This window comes from Gordonia soli NBRC 108243 (assembly GCF_000334455.1).
Lineage (GTDB): Bacteria > Actinomycetota > Actinomycetes > Mycobacteriales > Mycobacteriaceae > Gordonia > Gordonia soli.
On sequence record NZ_BANX01000046.1, the window covers coordinates 1 to 17,477 of the forward strand.

The following is a 17,477-nucleotide window of genomic DNA, read 5'->3' on the forward strand; positions in this document are numbered from 1 at the left end:
CCCCCACAACAAAGGGCGAACTCCAGCAGACTACGATCATTCAGAAGACCATCACACCGACTCCGGCGCAACTCTTCCAACCTACCAGACCCTGGTCCCGGCCCGCAACCCTGAAGTCGTGGGCGTTTCTGGATCTGGTCGCACCCGCGTCGATCCCGGCACCGAAGTGCCCGTATCGATGAAGCGGAGGCGGTCTGGCCAGAACCCGGTTTCCGTAACCGATCCGCACCCTCTCGGAGCTTCCCGGCCGGCGCCGTGGCGGCCTGACTCGAAGAAAGTTACACAGCTATGAACTCAGCGTCAAATCGCCTGGTCAGAGCGAGATTCGTGCACCCGCAAAATTCTTCTTCCCGCGTCGGATGACAACCCAGGAGCCATGCAGCAGATCAGCGTCGGCCGGCGTCCACTCCGGGTCGTCGATCTTGACGTTGTTGACATACGCGCCTCCCTCCGCGACGGCACGGCGAGCAGCCTTGTTGCTCTCCGACAGACCGGTGGACACGAGCAGCTCCACGAGCGTCGGACGTGCGTCGCCGAACTCGGCGATCGACGTCTCCCCCAGAGCTGCGGCGAGCGTCTGCTCGTCGAGTCCGACCAGTTCGGCACGACCGAACAGCGCCTGACTTGCGAGTTGAGCCGCTGCGGTGTGCTCGGGGCCGTGGATGAGCGTCGTCATCTCCTCGGCCAGACGCTTCTGCGCCGTCCGCAGATGGGGGGACTCCTCGGTGATGGCCTCCAGCCCCGCGATCTCTGTGCGATCAAGGAACGTGAACCACCGCAGGTACCGGATCACGTCCGCGTCGGCGGTGTTCACGAAGTACTGGTACCACGCGTAGGGACTGGTCAGCGACGGATCGAGCCACAGGCTCCCACCGCCGGTCGACTTGCCGAACTTCTTGCCGTCAGACGAGGTCACCAGCGGGACGGTCATCCCGTGTGCACTCGCCGCATCGACCCGACGGATGAGGTCCACCCCGCCGACGATGTTCCCCCACTGGTCGGATCCGCCGATCTGCAACGTGCATCCGTGGTCGCGGCGCAGCTGTAGGAAGTCGTTCGCCTGTAGCAGTAGGTAGCTGAACTCGGTGTAGCTCATCCCGTCTGCGTCGAGGCGTCGGCGCACTGTGTCGCGCGCCAGCATGACGTTCACAGAGAAGTGCTTGCCGAGATCCCGGAGGAAGTCGATCGCCGACAGCGCCCCGACCCAGTCCAGATTGTTGACCAGGACGGCGCCGTTCGCAGAGTCGTCGATGTCGACGAATCGGCGCAGTTGGTCGGTGATGTTGCCCGCCCACTCGGCCACCGTCTCCGACGTGTTCATACTCCGTTCGCCGACGTCACGCGGGTCGCCGATCAATCCGGTCGCGCCGCCGGCCAGCACGATCGGACGATGTCCGGCCAGCTGGAATCGACGTAGCGTCAACAACGGGACCAGATGTCCGGCATGAAGACTGGCCGCAGTCGGGTCGAATCCCGCATAGAGCGTGATGGGGCCCCGGTCGATCTCGGCCTGTAGGTCGTCGAGGTCGGTGGACTGCGCGATGAGACCGCGCCAGGTCAATTCCTCGATGATGCCAGGGGCGTCAGGGGTGTCAGACGTCGTCGAACTCACCCCCTGATCTTGCCATTCCGGGGTCGGCCGACCGACGGTGCGCCCACCGAGGACACGTCAGGACGCGGCGGTCAACCGCTCGTGCTCGTCATCGGAGACCGGGCGTGCCTCCGTCGCGAGCAGCACGGGTATCCCGTCCTCGTCGACGCGATAGGCGACGCGCAGGCGCGGGTTGTACAGCTCGTCGCCGGCATCGAGGAGCGGCTCGCGATCCTGTGGGCACACCAGCAGTGCGCGGGTCACCGGATCGATGGACGCTGCACGGGAGGTCATCGGGTCACTGCCCTTTCGTCGGGTCGGGGTCGACCCCGACCATGCTAGTGCCGGAGATCATCCGCGCGTGTCCGCCGTGGACGCGTCGATGGTGCGCACATCCCAGTCCAGTTCCGCGGCTGCCGTCCTCGTGTAACGACGGTAGCGGCCTTCGGCGTCTCGGAACCACACGCGCGCACCGGGTTTGGGCACGCCCTGGCGGACCAGTGGTCCGACGAGCGGACGATACGACTCCGATACCGGGATCTCGTCGACCACCCAGATGAGGTGTGGCCGCTGTTCCGCCGGTAGAGCGCCGAGCCCGATCCGCAGCTGTGACACCGTGAGCGATTCAGATCGTGCGCCCTGCCGGGTGGACACCGCGGCGACGGCGATCTCGGCCCCTGGCTCCCCGAGTCCGTACACGACCGCGATGTCGACTCCCCTGATCTCCGACAGCGCGTTCTCGATGGGAGGCACGAAGACCGAACCTTCGGCGGTGCGGATCACGCTGTCCACCGACCCCTGCAGCCAGAGGTCGTCGTTGGCATCCCGCCGGAAGAGGTGCCCGGAGACCTCCCACCGGTCACGCGGGGCGAAGACGTCCCGGAGCAGGGTCGCGGAGAGTTCGAACCGGTGGCGCGACTTCGCGAGCAACAGACCGACCTCACCGACGTCGGCACGCCGGACGAACCCGTCGGCATCGATCGAGAGGCGTGCCTCGTCGAGTTCGTAGCCGGCCACCTGGACCGGGTTGGTCTCCGGTAGCGGCTTGCCCATGCTGCCGATCTTGTCGCCGGCGACATTGGCCAGGATCGCGGAACCGTCCGCAGTCGCGAAGAACTCGAGAACCCGGGCATTCGGGAACGAGACGGTCACATCGCGCCACAGTCCGGTGGGCATTCCCGAGCCCATGAACAGCCGGATGGGGTTGTACTGGTTGATCCGGAAGTCCTCGGACCGGACGACCTCTCGCAGCATCGTCCACGTGTACGAGACCACCGTGACGCCGTAACGACTGACCTCGGTCGCGAACCGTTCGGGGTCGATCCCGTCCGACAACGCGATCCGCGACTGACCGACCACCGTCGCGCCGAGGGTGGTGAGCAGCCCCGAGGCGTGATGCAGGGGCGGTAAGCAGTAGACGGTGTCGCGATCGGTCAATCCCGCCGCCGACGCGGCACCGAAGGCCGACATGGCGAATCGATGGTTGGTCACCGGCCACGGCGCGAGTTTGTTCGAGGTCCGGGTGAAGAGGATGAACGCGAGGTCTCCGGCGAGCCCCGGATCGGCGCGATACCAGGCGGGGATCGACACCGCGTCGGGATCGATCAGCTCCATGTCGATCACCGACGAACCGTCGGCACCCTGGATGTCACGCTTCTCGCCGCTACCGCCACCCAGCACGAGGACGCGGTCACTGTGTTCGGTAGCGATCGACAGGTGATTCGGGTCGGCGATCACGACCGAACAGTCGGCCAGCCGGAGCATCTCCGCCACATCGGATTCCGAGGCGAGCAGAACCGCGACGGCACCGAGGCGGGACAATGCCGCAACCACGACGAGAGCACTGGGGCGCGTGTCCATCATCACGCCCACGTGCACACCCGGGCGGATGCCGCATTCGATGAGACCCGCGACCACGTTGTCGATACGGGTGTTCACCTGTGCGTGGGTGAGGACGCGGTTCTCGAACAGGAACAGTTCTTGCCGACCGCCGCGCTTGTTGTTCTCCGACATCAGCTTGCCCAGCGAGATCCGGGTCCCGGACTGGATCTGGCCCAGCCGGAACAGGCGCGGCACGGTGCGGACCGATTCTTGCGCGACCGCGCGTGATGTGCGTGACACCGAGTTGGCAACACCCAGGATCTCCCGCGACACACCGGAGCCCGCACCCGCAAAGGAGCTCAGGCCGTGCGTGATCCGCGACGACAGACTGACCCCGCTCCCCTGCGCCGCATCGGGGATCTCCATCTCCTCGATGAGTTCGGGGCGTTGGCCGGCACCCGACTGCCAGAGAACCCAATCCGCTGTCGTCGGCCAGGTGTGGCTACCGGAGGCACTGCCGACCACGAGTCCGAAATGTCCGACCGGTAGCCGGGATTCGTACACATCTGCCTCGGGAGCAGCGCGGACGATGCCCCGCACTGCGATCGGCTGGCCGATGTCGTCGGCCTCTCCGACGAACGCGAGCACCGGGCAGGTGATCTCGGCAAGGGTCACCAGTTCGTCCTTGATGACGAATCCGCCGGACACCATGCGATTGTGGGACACGAACTGACGCAGCAGTTCTGCGATCGCCGGTCCCGACCAGGCCACCCAGCCCTCGGCCTCGAGGAACCGACGCTGATCCTCGCGCGGCAGCAGCGCGTCGCGATCGTGGAGCTTGCGCAAGAACTCGATCCGGCTGCGCGCGGTCTTGATCGGGTCGAGCAACTGGAATCCGGTACGGGCCATCCAACTCGGCACCCAGACCCGGTTGAACACCCGGTCGGCGAGCAGTTCCGCACCGGGCACCACGAGACCCGCAGGCAGGCCGAGCGGCAGTGCGGCCAGCACGTCGACCGGACTACCGAAGGTGATGAGGCTGGCGATGTTCTTGGAGCGTCGGAAGGCCGCGGCCTGATAGGCGAACATGCCGCCTTGTGAGTACCCGGCGAGATGGACATCCTGTCCCGTGGACTCGACGATGATGTCGATCGCGCGGCTCACCGCGACGATGTGGTCGGCCAGGGTTCGCTCCATGCCCCCTTCCTCGGTGTCCGGGGAACCGAAGTCGATGACCCACGAAGTGATGCCGTGTCGCCGGAGAACAGACACCGCGCCGTTCTGTTCGGTCACGTCATAGACGTTGGCCGACACCATCATCGGGGGGACCAGGATGATCTGCGGGCCACTCGTCGTGTCGTCGGGGAAGTAGCGCCGCAGCCGGAACATCCGCTCCGTCTCGACGACCGAGAACGGAGCCGGCTCGGTCCCGGTCTCGAGGCCGCCGAGTCGGAGGACCTCCAAACCGTTCTGCGCAGTCGCCACGACCCGATCGAACGCGGCGCCGATGTCCGGCAAGCCGGCGATTCGCACCATTTCGCTCCCTCCCCGTCGCCGGGTCGAACCCGCGGGACACCGCGAGCGTCGACCGGACCCGTGCTGACGTGACCCGTGTCACTCTACTCAGATGGCAGTGCTGCCCCGGTTCACCGGGTGGAGTCGACACCTTCCGGCTGCCATCGTGCCCGCAGCGATGCCGACAACTCCTGCGCCTTCGCCCGCTGACGGTCCACCTGGACCGACGCGGTGCCACCATGCGCGTCGCGCGACTCGATCGACCCACGGACGGTCAACACCGACCGGACCTCGGGGGTGAGCGCCGGGTTGATCGACTGCAGGGTCTCGTCGTCGAGATCGATCAGGCCGACACCGCGTTCCTCCGCCACCCGCACCGACGCACCCGCCACCTCGTGGGCGACTCGGAACGGCACGCCCTCGCGCACCAGCCACTCGGCGATGTCGGTGGCCAGGGTGAACCCTGCAGGCGCGAGTTCGGCCATGCGGTCCTCGTGGAAGGTGAGTGTCGCGACCAGACCCGCCACCGCGGGAAGCAGCAGCTCCAGCTGCGCGACCGAGTCGAAGATCGGTTCCTTGTCCTCCTGCAGATCACGGTTGTAGGCCAGCGGCTGCGCCTTGAGCGTCGCGAGGAGTCCGGTCAGGTTGCCGATCAAGCGCCCGGACTTGCCGCGCGCGAGTTCCGCCACGTCGGGGTTCTTCTTCTGGGGCATGATCGAGCTCCCGGTCGACCATGCGTCGGCGAGCGTCACATAGCCGAATTCGGCGGTGCTCCAGAGAATCACCTCCTCGGCGAGACGCGATACGTCCACCGCGATGAGCGCCAGGACGAAGGCGGCCTCGGCCGCGAAGTCCCGCGAAGAGGTCGCGTCGATGGAATTCTCTGCGGGGGCGTCGAAACCCAGGTCGGCCGCAACTGCAGCGGGGTCGAGACCGAGGGACGAGCCGGCGAGCGCACCCGATCCGTACGGCGACACCGCAGTCCGGCGATCGAGATCGGACAGGCGGTCGACGTCACGCAGCAGTGGCTGCGCGTGGGCGAGCAGGTGATGGGCCAGCAGCACCGGCTGTGCGGCCTGCAGGTGGGTCTTGCCCGGCATCACCGCATCCGGATGGGCCTGCGCCTGCGCGATGAGTGCGTCGACCACGTCCAGGGTCACCACCGCCACCCGCCGGATCCCGTCACGCACCCACATCCGGAAGAGCGCGGCGACCTGATCGTTGCGCGAACGTCCCGCGCGCAGCCGTCCACCGAGTTCCGCGCCGACCCGCTCGATGAGTCCACGTTCGAGGGCCCCGTGCACGTCCTCGTCGGTCTCGGCGGGCCCGAACGAGCCGTCGGCGACGTCCGACGCGAGTCGGTCGAGGCCGTCGATCATGCCGACGAGGTCGTCATCGGTGAGCAGGCCCGCCCGGTTGAGCACCCGTGCATGCGCTTTCGATGCGCGGATGTCGTAGGGCGCGAGCGCCCAGTCGAAATGGGTCGACTTGCTCAACGCCGCGAGGGCGTCCGCCGGCCCCTCCGCGAACCGGGCGCCCCAGAGCGAACCCTCGTTGGTGCCGCCGGCCGCGGAGTCGCTCACAGGTCCAGGTCCCGCTTGGCGGCGATCTTCGACGAGAGGCCGTGCAGCTCGACGAAACCGCGTGCCGCGGACTGGTCGAAGCTGTCGCCCTCGTCGTAGGTCGCGAGGTTGAAGTCGTAGAGCGATTCGCTGCTGCGGCGACCGGTGACCGAGATGTGACCGCCGTGCAGGACGAGACGGATCTCGCCCGTGACGTGCTCCTGCGTCGAGGTCACGAACGCGTCCAGCGACCGCTTGAGCGGGGAGAACCAGAGACCGTCGTAGACCAGCTCCGCCCACTTCTGATCGGTGAGGCGCTTGTACCGCCCGAGTTCGCGCTCGACCGTGACGTGCTCGAGTTCCTCGTGCGCCCGGATCAGCACCATCGCGCCGGGTGCCTCGTACACCTCGCGGCTCTTGATGCCGACCAAGCGGTCCTCGACGACGTCGAGTCGTCCGACACCCTGCGCCCCGGCACGGCGGTTGAGCTCCTGGATGGCCTCCAGCACGCTGACCGGTCGGCCGTCGATGGCAACCGGCCGGCCCTTGTCGAAGCCGATGATGACCTCGTCGGGTGACTGCCAGTTGACGGTCGGGTCCTCCGTGTAGTCGTAGACGTCCTTGGTCGGCGCGTTCCACAGGTCCTCGAGGAAGCCCGTCTCGACGGCTCGGCCCCAGACGTTCTGATCGATGGAGAAGGGCGACTTCTTGGTGACGTTGATCGGGATCGCGTTCTCCTCGGCGAAGGTGATCGCCTTCTCACGCGTCCACGCGTAATCGCGGACGGGCGCGATCACCTCGAGATCGGGTGCCAGCGAGGCGAATCCGACCTCGAACCGGACCTGGTCGTTACCCTTGCCGGTGCAACCGTGGGCGACGACGGTGCCACCGTGATCACGCGCTGCGGTCACGAGGTGCTTGGCGATCAACGGGCGCGAGATCGCCGACACCAAGGGGTACCGATTCATGTACAGCGCATTGGAGGCGATGGTCGGCAGGCAGTAGTCGTCGGCGAATTCGTCACGCGCATCGACCACGACGGCCTCGACGGCACCGCAGTCGAGCGCCCGCTGGCGCACGACGTCCATGTCCTCGCCACCCTGGCCCAGGTCGAGGGCGACTGCGACGACCTCTTTGCCGGTCTCCTTGCCGATCCAACTGATCGCGACCGAGGTGTCCAGCCCACCCGAGTATGCGAGTACGACCCGTTCTGCCATGTGAGAAAGCTCCTGTTCCATCTGTTCCGACGGTCGTCGCGCGTGGGCGACGGGTCGGCAACTGTCGTGGTAATTGTGCGATGCGGCGCGGGACGGCCGATCGCGGGGTGTCAGGTCACGGGGCCTACACGAGGCCCTCGATTCGTCGTGCCAGTTCTGCGCCGGTGACCGGCTCGCGCGCCACCACGAAGATGGTGTCGTCGCCGGCGATGGTGCCGACGACATCCGGGAGGCTCGCCCGGTCCAGTGCACTGGCCAGATAGTGCGCAGCTCCCGGAGGTGTCCGCAGCACGGCGAGGTTGCCGCTGCTGTCGGTCGACACCAGCAGGTCGGACAGCAGACGTGCGACGCGGTCGGTGCCACCGGACACACCGCGTACCGGCGAACCGTCCTCGGGGACGACGTACACACCCGCGCCACCGTCGGCGGCGCGCAGTTTCACCGCCCCCAGCTCGTCGAGATCCCGGGACAACGTCGCCTGGGTGGCGTCGATGCCATGTTCGGCGAGCAGGCGTTGCAGCTCGGACTGGCTGCGCACCTGATGGTTCGACAGGATGTCGACGATGCGGGCGTGCCGCCCTGCCCGAGTGGCCGCCAGACGCCCCTCGGAGTGATCACGGTTCTCGGCGACGGTCGCATCGCGAGAGGTCGCTCCGGACGCGGTCATCGTTGCCCCAGAAGCCAGATCAACAGCGCCTTCTGCGCGTGCAGACGGTTCTCGGCCTCGTCGAGCACCACACTGGCGGGCCCGTCGATGACCTCGTCGGTGATCTCCTCGCCACGGTGGGCCGGGAGGCAGTGCAGGACGATGGCATCGTCGGCCGCGTGGGTCAGCAGGTCGGAGTTGATCTGGTACGGGCGGAACGGCGCCACCCGATCCTTGCCGTCGTCCTCCTGGCCCATCGAGGTCCACGTGTCGGTGACCAGCACGTCGGCGCCGCGCACCGCGGCGACGGGATCGGTCTCCAGGCGGTAGGAGCCACCGGTCTCCGACGCCCGTGTCACGGTCGCGGTGACCACGTCCGGGTCCGGCTGGAACCCTTCCGGACCGCTCACGACGACGTGCATCCCGGCCGTGACGCCGCCGAGCATGAGCGAGTGCGCCATGTTGTTGGCACCGTCACCGAGATAGGTCATCGTGAGACCCTCGGTGCGCCCCTTGCGCTCGATCACCGTCTGCAGGTCGGCCAGGACCTGACATGGGTGGAACGAGTCCGACAACGCGTTGACGACGGGGATCGTGGCCGACGAGGCCAGTGCCTCGAGACGATCCTGACCGAACGTGCGCCACACGACGGCCTCGACGAAGCGGGACAGCACGCGCCCGGTGTCCTCGAGCGACTCGTCACGCCCGAGTTGCGTCGTCCGACCGTCGACGACCACCGCATGGCCGCCGAGCTGGGCGATCCCGACCTCGAAGGAGAACCGGGTACGCGTCGAGTTCTTGTCGAAGATGACCCCGACCCCGCGTGGTCCGTCGAGCGGGCGGAACGAGAACGGTTCTGCCTTCACCCGGGCCGCAAGCGCGAGCACCTCGGCCTGCTCGGCGGGCGTCAGGTCGTCGTCGCGGAGGAAGTGACGGGGCATCAGGCGTTCTCCTGTGTCGACCGGGTCGTCGCGACGGCGGCGTCCAGGATGTCGGGCAGTGCCGCGACGAAGGACGCGGCCTGCTCTTCGGTGATGATCAGTGGTGGCGCGAGTCGGATGACATCCGGTGCCGGTGCGTTGACGAGGAAACCGGCCGCGCGCGCGGCCGACTCCACGGTCGGCGAGATCGGTTCGGTGAGAACGACTCCCAGCAGCAGACCGGCTCCACGCACGCCCGCGATCAGTGGGTGGCCGAGGTCCTCGACACCGGTGACGATCGTCTTGCCGATCGCCTCCACGTGGTCGGTCAGACCTTCGGAGTCGATCACCCCCAACACGGCCAGCGATGCCGCCGCACAGACCGGGTTGCCACCGAAGGTCGAGCCGTGGTGTCCCGGTTCGAACAGTTCGGCCGCGGAGCCGGTCGCGATGCAGGCGCCGATCGGCAATCCGCCGCCGAGTCCCTTTGCCAGGGTCACCACATCGGGCACGATGCCCACCGCCTGATGCGCGAAGAACGGTCCGGTCCGGGCCACCCCGGTCTGCACCTCGTCGAGCATGAGCAGGGCGCCGTGCGCACTGGTGATCCGACGTGCCTCCAGCAGGTACCCCGGCGGCGGGACCACCACCCCGCTCTCGCCCAGGATCGGTTCCAGGATGACGGCCGCGGTCTGGTCGGTGACCGCTGCCGCGAGGGCATCGACGTCACCGTAGGGCACGAAGCGGACACCCGCGGGCATCGGCTCGAACGGAGCCCGCTTGGCCGGCTGCCCGGTCATCGCCAAGGCACCCATGGTCCGTCCGTGGAATGCCTTCTCGGTGGCCACGATCTCGGGGCGTCCCGTCCGGCGTGCCAGCTTGAAGGCCGCCTCGTTGGCCTCGGTCCCGGAGTTGGCGAAGAAGACCCGGCCCGGGTGGCCGAACTTGTCCAGCAGCCGCTCGGCGAGTTCGACCGCAGGTGGGCTCACGTAGAGATTCGAGACGTGGCCGAGGGTCCGCAACTGCGCGGACACCGCCGCCTCGATCGCCGGGTGGGCATGCCCGAGTGCATTGACCGCGATGCCGCCGAGCAGATCGAGGTATTCACGTCCGTCGGCGTCGCGGACCGTTGCGCCCGAGCCGCCGACGAGGGCGACCGCCGGGGTTCCGTAGTTGTTCATCAGCGATGCAGACCACCGCTCGCGCAACCCTTCGGTGCCATGCTCGGTCGCGTGGTGCCCGCCGTGCCGGGGGTCTGTGATCGGTTCGCTCATGGTGTGTCCACCTTCGGTTCGGCGGTCGATCCGGCCACGACGGTGGTGCCGGTCGAGCCCGCAGTCAGGAGTTCGGCGAGGACGGAATGCGGTACGCGGCCGTCGATCACATGCGCTCGGTCCACACCTCCGTCGACCGCTCGCAGGCACGCCTCCATCTTCGGGACCATCCCCGCGTCCAGGGTGGGGAGCAGATCGGCGACCTCGGTCGTACCGATCCGCTCGACCAGGGACGACCGATCGGGCCAGTCGGTGTAGAGGCCCTCCACGTCGGTCAGCACGACGAGCCGCGTGGCGCCGAGCGCCTCCGCGAGCGCGCCGGCGGCGGTGTCGGCGTTGATGTTGTGCACCACGCCGTCACGATCCGGCGCGATCGTGGAGACCACCGGGATCCGGCCGGCACCGATGAGGTCGAGCACCGCGGAGGTGTTGACGGTCTCGATGTCGCCGACCAACCCGATGTCGGTGGCCACGCCGTCGACCAGCACGGTGCGCCGTGCCGCGGTGAACAGATGCGCATCTTCACCGCTGATGCCGACGGCGTACGGACCATGAGCGTTGATCAGCCCGACGAGTTCTCGGCCGACCTGTCCGAAGAGCACCATCCGCGCGACGTCCATCACCTCGGGTGTGGTCACGCGGAAGCCGCCGCGGAACTCCCCCGAGAGGCCAAGGCGCGCCAGCATCGCGGAGATCTGCGGACCTCCGCCGTGGACGACCACCGGGTGGATCCCACATGCGCGCAACAGGACCACATCCGCGGCGAACGCACGCTTGAGCTGGTCGTCGACCATCGCGTTGCCGCCGTACTTGACCACGACGGTCGCACCGTGGAGCTCCTGGAGGGCGGGGAGAGCCTCCGCGAGCACCGCGGCGCGCACCCCCGGTTCGAGTCCGGCGGTGGTCGCCTCGGCGGTGATGTCGCCGCTCATGACGAGTACGCGGAGTTCTCTTCGACGTACGCGTGCGACAGGTCGGTGGTCCGGATGCTCGCCGAGGCGTCGCCGAGTCCGAGGTCGATGTCGACGGTGATGTCGGTGCCGGACAGGTCGACGTCGCGGGCCCCCGGCACACCGTGACCGTTGCGACACACCGGAGAGCCGTTGAACGTCACTGCGATCCGATCGGGATCGATGGTCACCGGCGAGATCCCGACCGCGGCGAGGACACGACCCCAGTTGGCATCCGACCCGAACAACGCGGTCTTCACCAGCGAATCACGTGCGACCGTCCGGGCGACGGCCAGTGCGTCGTCCTCCATCACCGCGCCGGCCACCGTGATCGTCACGCGCTTGGTGACCCCCTCGGCATCGGCCATCAGTTGGGCGGCGAGCTCGTCGCACACCGTGAACACCGCGGCGTCGAGATCGTCCTGCCCGACCGGGATCTGGCTCGCACCCGAACTCAACAGGAGCACCGTGTCGTTCGTCGACGTCGACCCGTCGATGTCAAGCCGGTCGAACGTGCGGGCCGCGGCGCGGCGCAATGCGAGGTCGAGTTGTTCGGCGCTCGCCTGCGCGTCGGTGGTCAACACGCACAGCATCGTCGCCAACGACGGCGCCATCATCCCCGCGCCCTTACCCATCCCGCCGACGTTCCAGCCGTCGGGATGATGCAGCGCAGCCTGTTTGGGCACGGTGTCGGTGGTCATGATCGCGTACGCGGCGTCGGTGCCGCCGGAGAGTCCGCCGCCCATGTCCTGCACGATCTCGGTGACCCCGGCGAGGACTTTGTCCATCGGCAGGCGGTCGCCGATCAACCCGGTCGAGCAGACCGCGACCTCGACGGCGCCGGTGCTCGTCCCCCAGTTGCTCAGCGCCGCGGCGACTGCCTCAGCCGTCCGATGGGTGTCACCGAACCCCTCGGGTCCCGTGCACGCGTTGGCACCGCCGGAGTTCAGGATCACCGCGCGCAACCGCCCGGTGGTCAGCACCTGCTGCGACCACAACACCGGTGCCGCCTTCACCTGGTTCTTGGTGAACACGCCGGCGGCGGTGTGGTCGGGTCCCTCGTTGAACACCAGGGCTAGGTCGTCGGCGCCGGATGCCTTGATACCCGCGGCGATGCCTGCCGCCCGGAATCCCAGTGGCGCCGTGACGCCTTGGTCTCGTACCAGACGCGGCGCACCCATCGGTGCACCCGGCTGGATCTGTTCGTCGGCCTGCTGTGGCGCGTCCTGGGAGGTCACGGTGCGACCCCCACGGTGCTCAGGCCCTCGATCTCGTCCCAGCCGAGCGCCAGGTTCATCGACTGCACGGCACCGCCACCGGTGCCCTTGGTGAGGTTGTCGACGGCACCGACCGCCACGAGGGTCCCGGCCCGATCGTCCACCGACACCGCGATCTGGACGGCATTGGACCCGACCACCGAGCCCGTGGTCGGCAGCTGCCCCTCGGGCAGTACATGGACGAACGGCTCGTCCGCATACGCCTTCTCATACACCGCGCGGACCTCGTCGACGGATGCAGTGGTCGCAGCCGAGCAGGTGGCCAGGATGCCGCGTGCCATCGGCACCAGCACCGGGGTGAAGGACACCGAGACAGGGGTCCGGGCCGCGGCCGACAACACCTGCGAGATCTCCGGTGTGTGTCGATGCGTGCCACCGACTCCATAGGCACGTGCCGAACCGATGACCTCGGCCGCGAGCAGATCGACCTTCGGCGACCGACCGGCACCGGATGCGCCACTCACCGCGACCACCGTCACGCGGGGCTCGACGATCCCTGCGGCCACGGCCGGCAGCAGGGTCAGAGAGGAGACCGTCGGGTAACAGCCGGGAACCGCGATCCGTGCGGCATCGCGCAGCACATCACGGTTGCCGGGGATCTCCGGCAACCCATACGGCCAGGTGCCTGCATGGTCGCCGCCGTAGTAGGCGGTCCAGGCCGACGCATCCTCCAGCCGGAAGTCGGCGCCACAGTCGATGACCAGGGTGGTCGGCGGCAAGGCGTCGGCGATCACCGCGGACTGACCGTGCGGCAGCCCGAGGAACACGACGTCGTGACCCGCGAGGGTCTCCGGGGTCGTCTCCTCGAGAAGCCGATCGGCCAGCGGCAACAGGTTCGGATGCAGCGACGTGACCCGCTCCCCGGCGTTCGCACCCGCGGTCAACGCACCGATCTCGAGATCGCCGCTGCGTCGACGCGGATGGTCGAGTAGGAGTCTCAGGATCTCGCCGCCCGCGTAGCCGCTCGCACCGGCGACCGCCACCTTGATCGTCATGCAATCATTATGCATCGACATGCAAATCAATTCACAGCCGGGCCGGGTGTGTACCCCGCCACGGCCTCCCGGGGCGCCGTCTGTCAGCGCAAGCGGGCGCCGACGCGCGTCCCGGCTTCCTCCACTGCCGCCAGTTTCGCCGCGCTGGCCTCGTCCTCGGTGAGCGTGCGATCTGCGGCCCGGAACCGCAGGGCGAAGGCCAACGACTTGTTGCCCTCGCCGACCTGGGCGCCGGTGTAGATGTCGAACAGGTGCACCGACTCGAGGAGGTCGCCTGCGCCGGTGCGCAGGGCGGCCTCGACGTCGGCGGCGGCGATCTCGGCCGGCACGACGACGGCGACGTCCTGCAGCACCGCCGGAAACACCGACACCTGCGGCGCAGGCAGGACGGTGCGCAGCGGCAGGGCATCGACGTCGATCTCGAGTGCGGCGAGCCGGGCGGGTAGGCCCAGGCGTTCCAGGACCGCCGGATGGAGTTCTCCCGCGTGCCCGACCGTCTGGCCGTCCACCGACAGCCGAGCGCAGCGGCCCGGGTGCCACGGTCGGGCGTCGTCGGCGGACAGTTCGATTCTCACCCCGGCTGCGGAACCGATGCTGCGGGCGGCCTCGAAGACGTCGACCACATCCGCAGGACGACCGGGCCCCCACGGTCCGGCAGGCTCGCGCGCGCCGGTCACGACGACCGCCACGTGCAGCGGCTGCCGCGGCAGCGAGGCGTCGAGTGCCGCGATCTCCGCGTCCGTCGGCCGTCGGGTGACGTCGATGGCAGGCACCGAGGCCACCTGCGGTCCGGCGAACACGACCTGCCCGACGGTGTAGAGCGAGACGTCGCGCTGTCCGCGGGAGATGTTGCGCGCGGTCATCTCCAACAGCCCCGGCAGCAGGGTGGTGTTGAGTTCCGGGCGGTCGGACTCCAGCGGGTTGAGTACCCGCACGGTGGCGCGTCGCTCGTCGTCGGCCGGCAGATCCCACGCGTCGAAGACGTCGACGGGCAGGAACGGGTACGGGAGGACCTCGACGTAACCGTCGAGAGCCAGCGTGCGTCCGATACTCCGCCGACGACGCTGCGCCGCGGTCAGGCCCCGTCCGGCCGGCGCGCGCGGCACCACGGCCGGGATGTCCTCCAGGCCTTCGAGTCGGAGGACCTCCTCGACGAGATCTGCGCGCTGCCGGAGGTCGGGTCGCCACGAGGGCGGGATGACCTGCAGAGGGTCGCTGCCGTCGACCGAACATCCGACCTCGACCAGACGTGCCGCGGTCGTACCCGCCGGGTACTGGACGCCCGCGGTGCGGTCCGGTTCGTCGACGGCGATGGTGATCGGCTGCACCTGCGGGGTCGCGATGCGCGCCTCGGTGCGCTCGGCGCCGACGACGCCGCCTGCGATCTCGACGATCAGGTGTGCTGCGCGGTCGGACGCCGCGACGGTGATCTCGGGGTCGACCGTGCGCTCGAAACGCTTGCTCGCCTCCGAGGTGAGCTTGTGCCGCTTGGCGGTTCGGAACACACGGACCGGGTCGAAGGTGGCCGACTCGAGGAGGACGGTGGTGGTCTCGTCGCCGACCTCCGTGGTCGCACCGCCCATCACGCCGGCGAGCGCGATGGGGCCGGAGTCGTCGGTGATGAGCTCGTCCTCGGCGTCGAGAGTGCGCTCGACGCCGTCGAGGGTGGTGAGCTTCTCCCCTGCCCGCGCGGGACGGACCCGCACCGTGCCCACGACCCGATCGGCATCGAAGGCGTGCAGCGGCTGGCCGAGCTCGATCATCACGTAGTTGGTGACGTCGACGATCGCGGAGATCGGACGGATCCCGGCCACGAGCAGACGCTTCTGCAGCCACCACGGCGAGACGGCGTGCGGGTCGACCCCGGTGATGGTCCGCGCGGTGTACCGCGTGGCCGTCGAGGTCGGGTCGATCTCGACGGGACGGCCGTCGTCGCCCTCGGACGCCGACGGCGGCACCGCGCCCGGGTCGACGAAGGGCACGCCGAAACTGCCGGCGATCTCGCGTCCGAGTCCGCGCATCGAGAATGCGTAGCCGCGGTCGGGGGTGACGTTCACGTCGATGGCGGTGTCGACCAGGCCGAGCACCTCGCGGGCGTCGGCACCCGGTTCGGCCGTGCCCGGGGCGAGCACGAGGATGCCCGAATGGTCGCTGCCGACACCGAGTTCGGAGACCGAACAGATCATGCCGTCCGAGGTGCGGCCGTAGGTCTTGCGGGCCGCGATCTCGAACGGTCCGGGAAGCACCACGCCCGGCAGTGCGGCGACGATCAGGTCGCCGACAGCGAAGTTGCGTGCGCCGCAGACGATCCCGCGTGGCTCGGCCTCACCGACCTCCACCTGGCAGAAACGGATCGGCTTCTTGAACTCGGTCAGTTCCTCGATCTCCAGGACCCGCCCGACCACGAGCGGACCGGTGATCTCCGGGAAGGACTCCACGTCTTCGATCTCGAATCCGACCCGGACGAAGCCCTCGTCGATCTCCGCGGCACTCGCCGACCAGTCGGCGGCACCCTGACGCAGGACCTCGGTGATCCAGGACTGCGGAACACGCACTGTCTACCAACTTCTCTCGTCGTTCGGATGATCTCTCGGCTGTCGGCGGGGCGGGGTCAGGCCGCCGGACCGAAGGGCAGCGTGAACCTGATGTCGCCCTCGACCATGTCGCGCATGTCGGGGATGTGGTTGCGGAACTGCAAGGTGCGCTCCAGCCCCATGCCGAACGCGAACCCGCTGTACGTCTCCGGGTCGATGCCGCTCGCGCGCAACACGTTCGGGTTCACCATGCCGCAACCACCCCACTCGACCCATCCCGGTCCGCCCTTCTTCGCGGGGAACCAGATGTCGACCTCCGCGGAGGGTTCGGTGAACGGGAAGTAGCTGGGGCGCATGCGTGTGGTGGTCTCTGGACCGAACAGCGCCTGCGCGAACAGCTCGAGGGTCCCACGCAGGTTGGCCAGCGTCAGCCCCTTGTCGACGGCCAGGCCCTCGATCTGGTGGAAGACCGGGGTGTGGGTCGCGTCGAGTTCGTCGGTGCGGAAGGTGCGACCGGGGCACGCCACATAGATCGGCAGGTCGCGGGTGAGCATCGACCGCACCTGGACCGGCGAGGTGTGGGTACGCAGCACCTGCCGCGACCCCTCGGGGGCGATGTAGAACGTGTCCTGCATCGAGCGCGCCGGGTGGTCCGGCAGGAAGTTGAGTGCGTCGAAGTTGTGGTGCTCGGTCTCCACCTCGGGTCCCTCGGCGATCTCCCACCCCATCCCGACGAAGACGTCGGCGACCTGCTCGGAGATCACGGTGATCGGATGCCGGGCACCGGCCGGGCGCCGACCGCTGGGCAGGGTCACGTCCACCGCCTCCGCGACGAGGACCGCAGCATCGCGTTCGCCGGTCAGGGTCGCCTGGCGCAGGTCCAGTGCGGCGCTGACCCGACCACGGACCTCGTTGACCTGCTTGCCGGCGGCCGAGCGCTGATCCTTGGGCAGCGCTCCCAATGCCCGCCGCGCCAACGCGATCGCCGAGCGGTCCCCGAGGTGCGCAGACTTCGCGGCCCCGAGCTGCTCGAGGTCGGTGGCCTCCTCGAATGCCGCGACCGCCGCCTGGGCTGCGGCATCGAGCTCCGCGGTGGTGGGGAACTGTGCGGAGTCGGTTGCGTCGTCGCCGGACTGGGACACGGGCGGAGCTCTCCTCTGGGGATCGGAACGTCG

General features: G+C 68.5%; 13 protein-coding genes. All 13 read right to left on the reverse strand.

Features of this window, described 5'->3' with window-relative positions; all coding sequences use genetic code 11:
* Window positions 1-313: 313 nt before the first annotated feature.
* Entirely contained in the window at window positions 314-1,612 is a 1,299-nt protein-coding gene (gene tyrS / locus GS4_RS24015; RefSeq protein WP_007625535.1) for a tyrosine--tRNA ligase, read from the reverse strand.
* A gap of 57 nt (window positions 1,613-1,669) precedes the next feature.
* Entirely contained in the window at window positions 1,670-1,885 is a 216-nt protein-coding gene (locus GS4_RS24020) for a Trm112 family protein (RefSeq protein WP_007625536.1), read from the reverse strand.
* 57 nt (window positions 1,886-1,942) lie between these two features.
* Window positions 1,943-4,948, reverse strand: a complete 3,006-nt coding sequence (locus tag GS4_RS24025) for an alpha/beta fold hydrolase (RefSeq protein ID WP_007625537.1) — start codon at window positions 4,946-4,948, stop codon at window positions 1,943-1,945.
* Window positions 4,949-5,058: 110 nt separating this feature from the next.
* A complete protein-coding gene (argH, locus tag GS4_RS24030) occupies window positions 5,059-6,510 on the reverse strand; it encodes an argininosuccinate lyase (protein WP_007625538.1) in 1,452 nt (483 codons plus the stop codon).
* The gene (locus tag GS4_RS24035; RefSeq protein ID WP_007625539.1) at window positions 6,507-7,706 is read right to left on the reverse strand and encodes an argininosuccinate synthase; all 1,200 of its coding nucleotides are present in this window, start codon (window positions 7,704-7,706) and stop codon (window positions 6,507-6,509) included. Before GS4_RS24035 ends, argH begins: the two co-directional genes overlap by 4 nt.
* A 124-nt stretch (window positions 7,707-7,830) precedes the next feature.
* Window positions 7,831-8,373, reverse strand: coding sequence for an arginine repressor (locus GS4_RS24040; protein WP_007625540.1), 543 nt, complete (start codon window positions 8,371-8,373; stop codon window positions 7,831-7,833).
* Complete coding sequence (argF, locus tag GS4_RS24045; RefSeq protein WP_007625541.1) at window positions 8,370-9,293, reverse strand: ornithine carbamoyltransferase; 924 nt, start codon at window positions 9,291-9,293, stop codon at window positions 8,370-8,372. Before argF ends, GS4_RS24040 begins: the two co-directional genes overlap by 4 nt.
* On the reverse strand, window positions 9,293-10,546 hold the full coding sequence (locus GS4_RS24050) for an acetylornithine transaminase (RefSeq protein WP_007625543.1): 1,254 nt from the start codon (window positions 10,544-10,546) through the stop codon (window positions 9,293-9,295). The genes argF and GS4_RS24050 overlap by 1 nt, the downstream gene beginning before the upstream one ends.
* Window positions 10,543-11,478 (reverse strand): acetylglutamate kinase, encoded by a 936-nt coding sequence (gene argB / locus GS4_RS24055; protein WP_007625553.1) that lies wholly within the window; start codon window positions 11,476-11,478, stop codon window positions 10,543-10,545. The genes GS4_RS24050 and argB overlap by 4 nt, the downstream gene beginning before the upstream one ends.
* Window positions 11,475-12,677, reverse strand: coding sequence for a bifunctional glutamate N-acetyltransferase/amino-acid acetyltransferase ArgJ (gene argJ / locus GS4_RS24060; RefSeq protein ID WP_083862845.1), 1,203 nt, complete (start codon window positions 12,675-12,677; stop codon window positions 11,475-11,477). Before argJ ends, argB begins: the two co-directional genes overlap by 4 nt.
* Window positions 12,678-12,730: 53 nt before the next feature.
* On the reverse strand, window positions 12,731-13,768 hold the full coding sequence (gene argC / locus GS4_RS24065; protein ID WP_007625556.1) for an N-acetyl-gamma-glutamyl-phosphate reductase: 1,038 nt from the start codon (window positions 13,766-13,768) through the stop codon (window positions 12,731-12,733).
* 83 nt (window positions 13,769-13,851) lie between these two features.
* Window positions 13,852-16,323 carry a phenylalanine--tRNA ligase subunit beta gene (gene pheT, locus GS4_RS24070; protein ID WP_007625558.1) on the reverse strand — a complete coding sequence of 824 codons (2,472 nt, stop codon included), beginning with the start codon at window positions 16,321-16,323 and terminating at the stop codon, window positions 13,852-13,854.
* 56 nt (window positions 16,324-16,379) lie between these two features.
* Window positions 16,380-17,444, reverse strand: coding sequence for a phenylalanine--tRNA ligase subunit alpha (pheS, locus tag GS4_RS24075; protein ID WP_007625560.1), 1,065 nt, complete (start codon window positions 17,442-17,444; stop codon window positions 16,380-16,382).
* Window positions 17,445-17,477 lie beyond the last annotated feature (33 nt).

What these genes read in the sequence shown, in the direction of transcription:
- argF (WP_007625541.1), bottom strand. Translation starts at nt 9,293, where the DNA reads ATGCCCCGTCACTTCCTCCGCGACGACGACCTGACGCCCGCCGAGCAG.
- GS4_RS24040 (WP_007625540.1), bottom strand. Translation starts at nt 8,373, where the DNA reads ATGACCGCGTCCGGAGCGACCTCTCGCGATGCGACCGTCGCCGAGAAC.
- argJ (WP_083862845.1), bottom strand. Translation starts at nt 12,677, where the DNA reads ATGGGTGCGCCGCGTCTGGTACGAGACCAAGGCGTCACGGCGCCACTG.
- argB (WP_007625553.1), bottom strand. Translation starts at nt 11,478, where the DNA reads ATGAGCGGCGACATCACCGCCGAGGCGACCACCGCCGGACTCGAACCG.
- GS4_RS24050 (WP_007625543.1), bottom strand. Translation starts at nt 10,546, where the DNA reads ATGAGCGAACCGATCACAGACCCCCGGCACGGCGGGCACCACGCGACC.
- GS4_RS24035 (WP_007625539.1), bottom strand. Translation starts at nt 7,706, where the DNA reads ATGGCAGAACGGGTCGTACTCGCATACTCGGGTGGGCTGGACACCTCG.
- GS4_RS24020 (WP_007625536.1), bottom strand. Translation starts at nt 1,885, where the DNA reads ATGACCTCCCGTGCAGCGTCCATCGATCCGGTGACCCGCGCACTGCTG.
- GS4_RS24025 (WP_007625537.1), bottom strand. Translation starts at nt 4,948, where the DNA reads ATGGTGCGAATCGCCGGCTTGCCGGACATCGGCGCCGCGTTCGATCGG.
- argC (WP_007625556.1), bottom strand. Translation starts at nt 13,768, where the DNA reads ATGACGATCAAGGTGGCGGTCGCCGGTGCGAGCGGCTACGCGGGCGGC.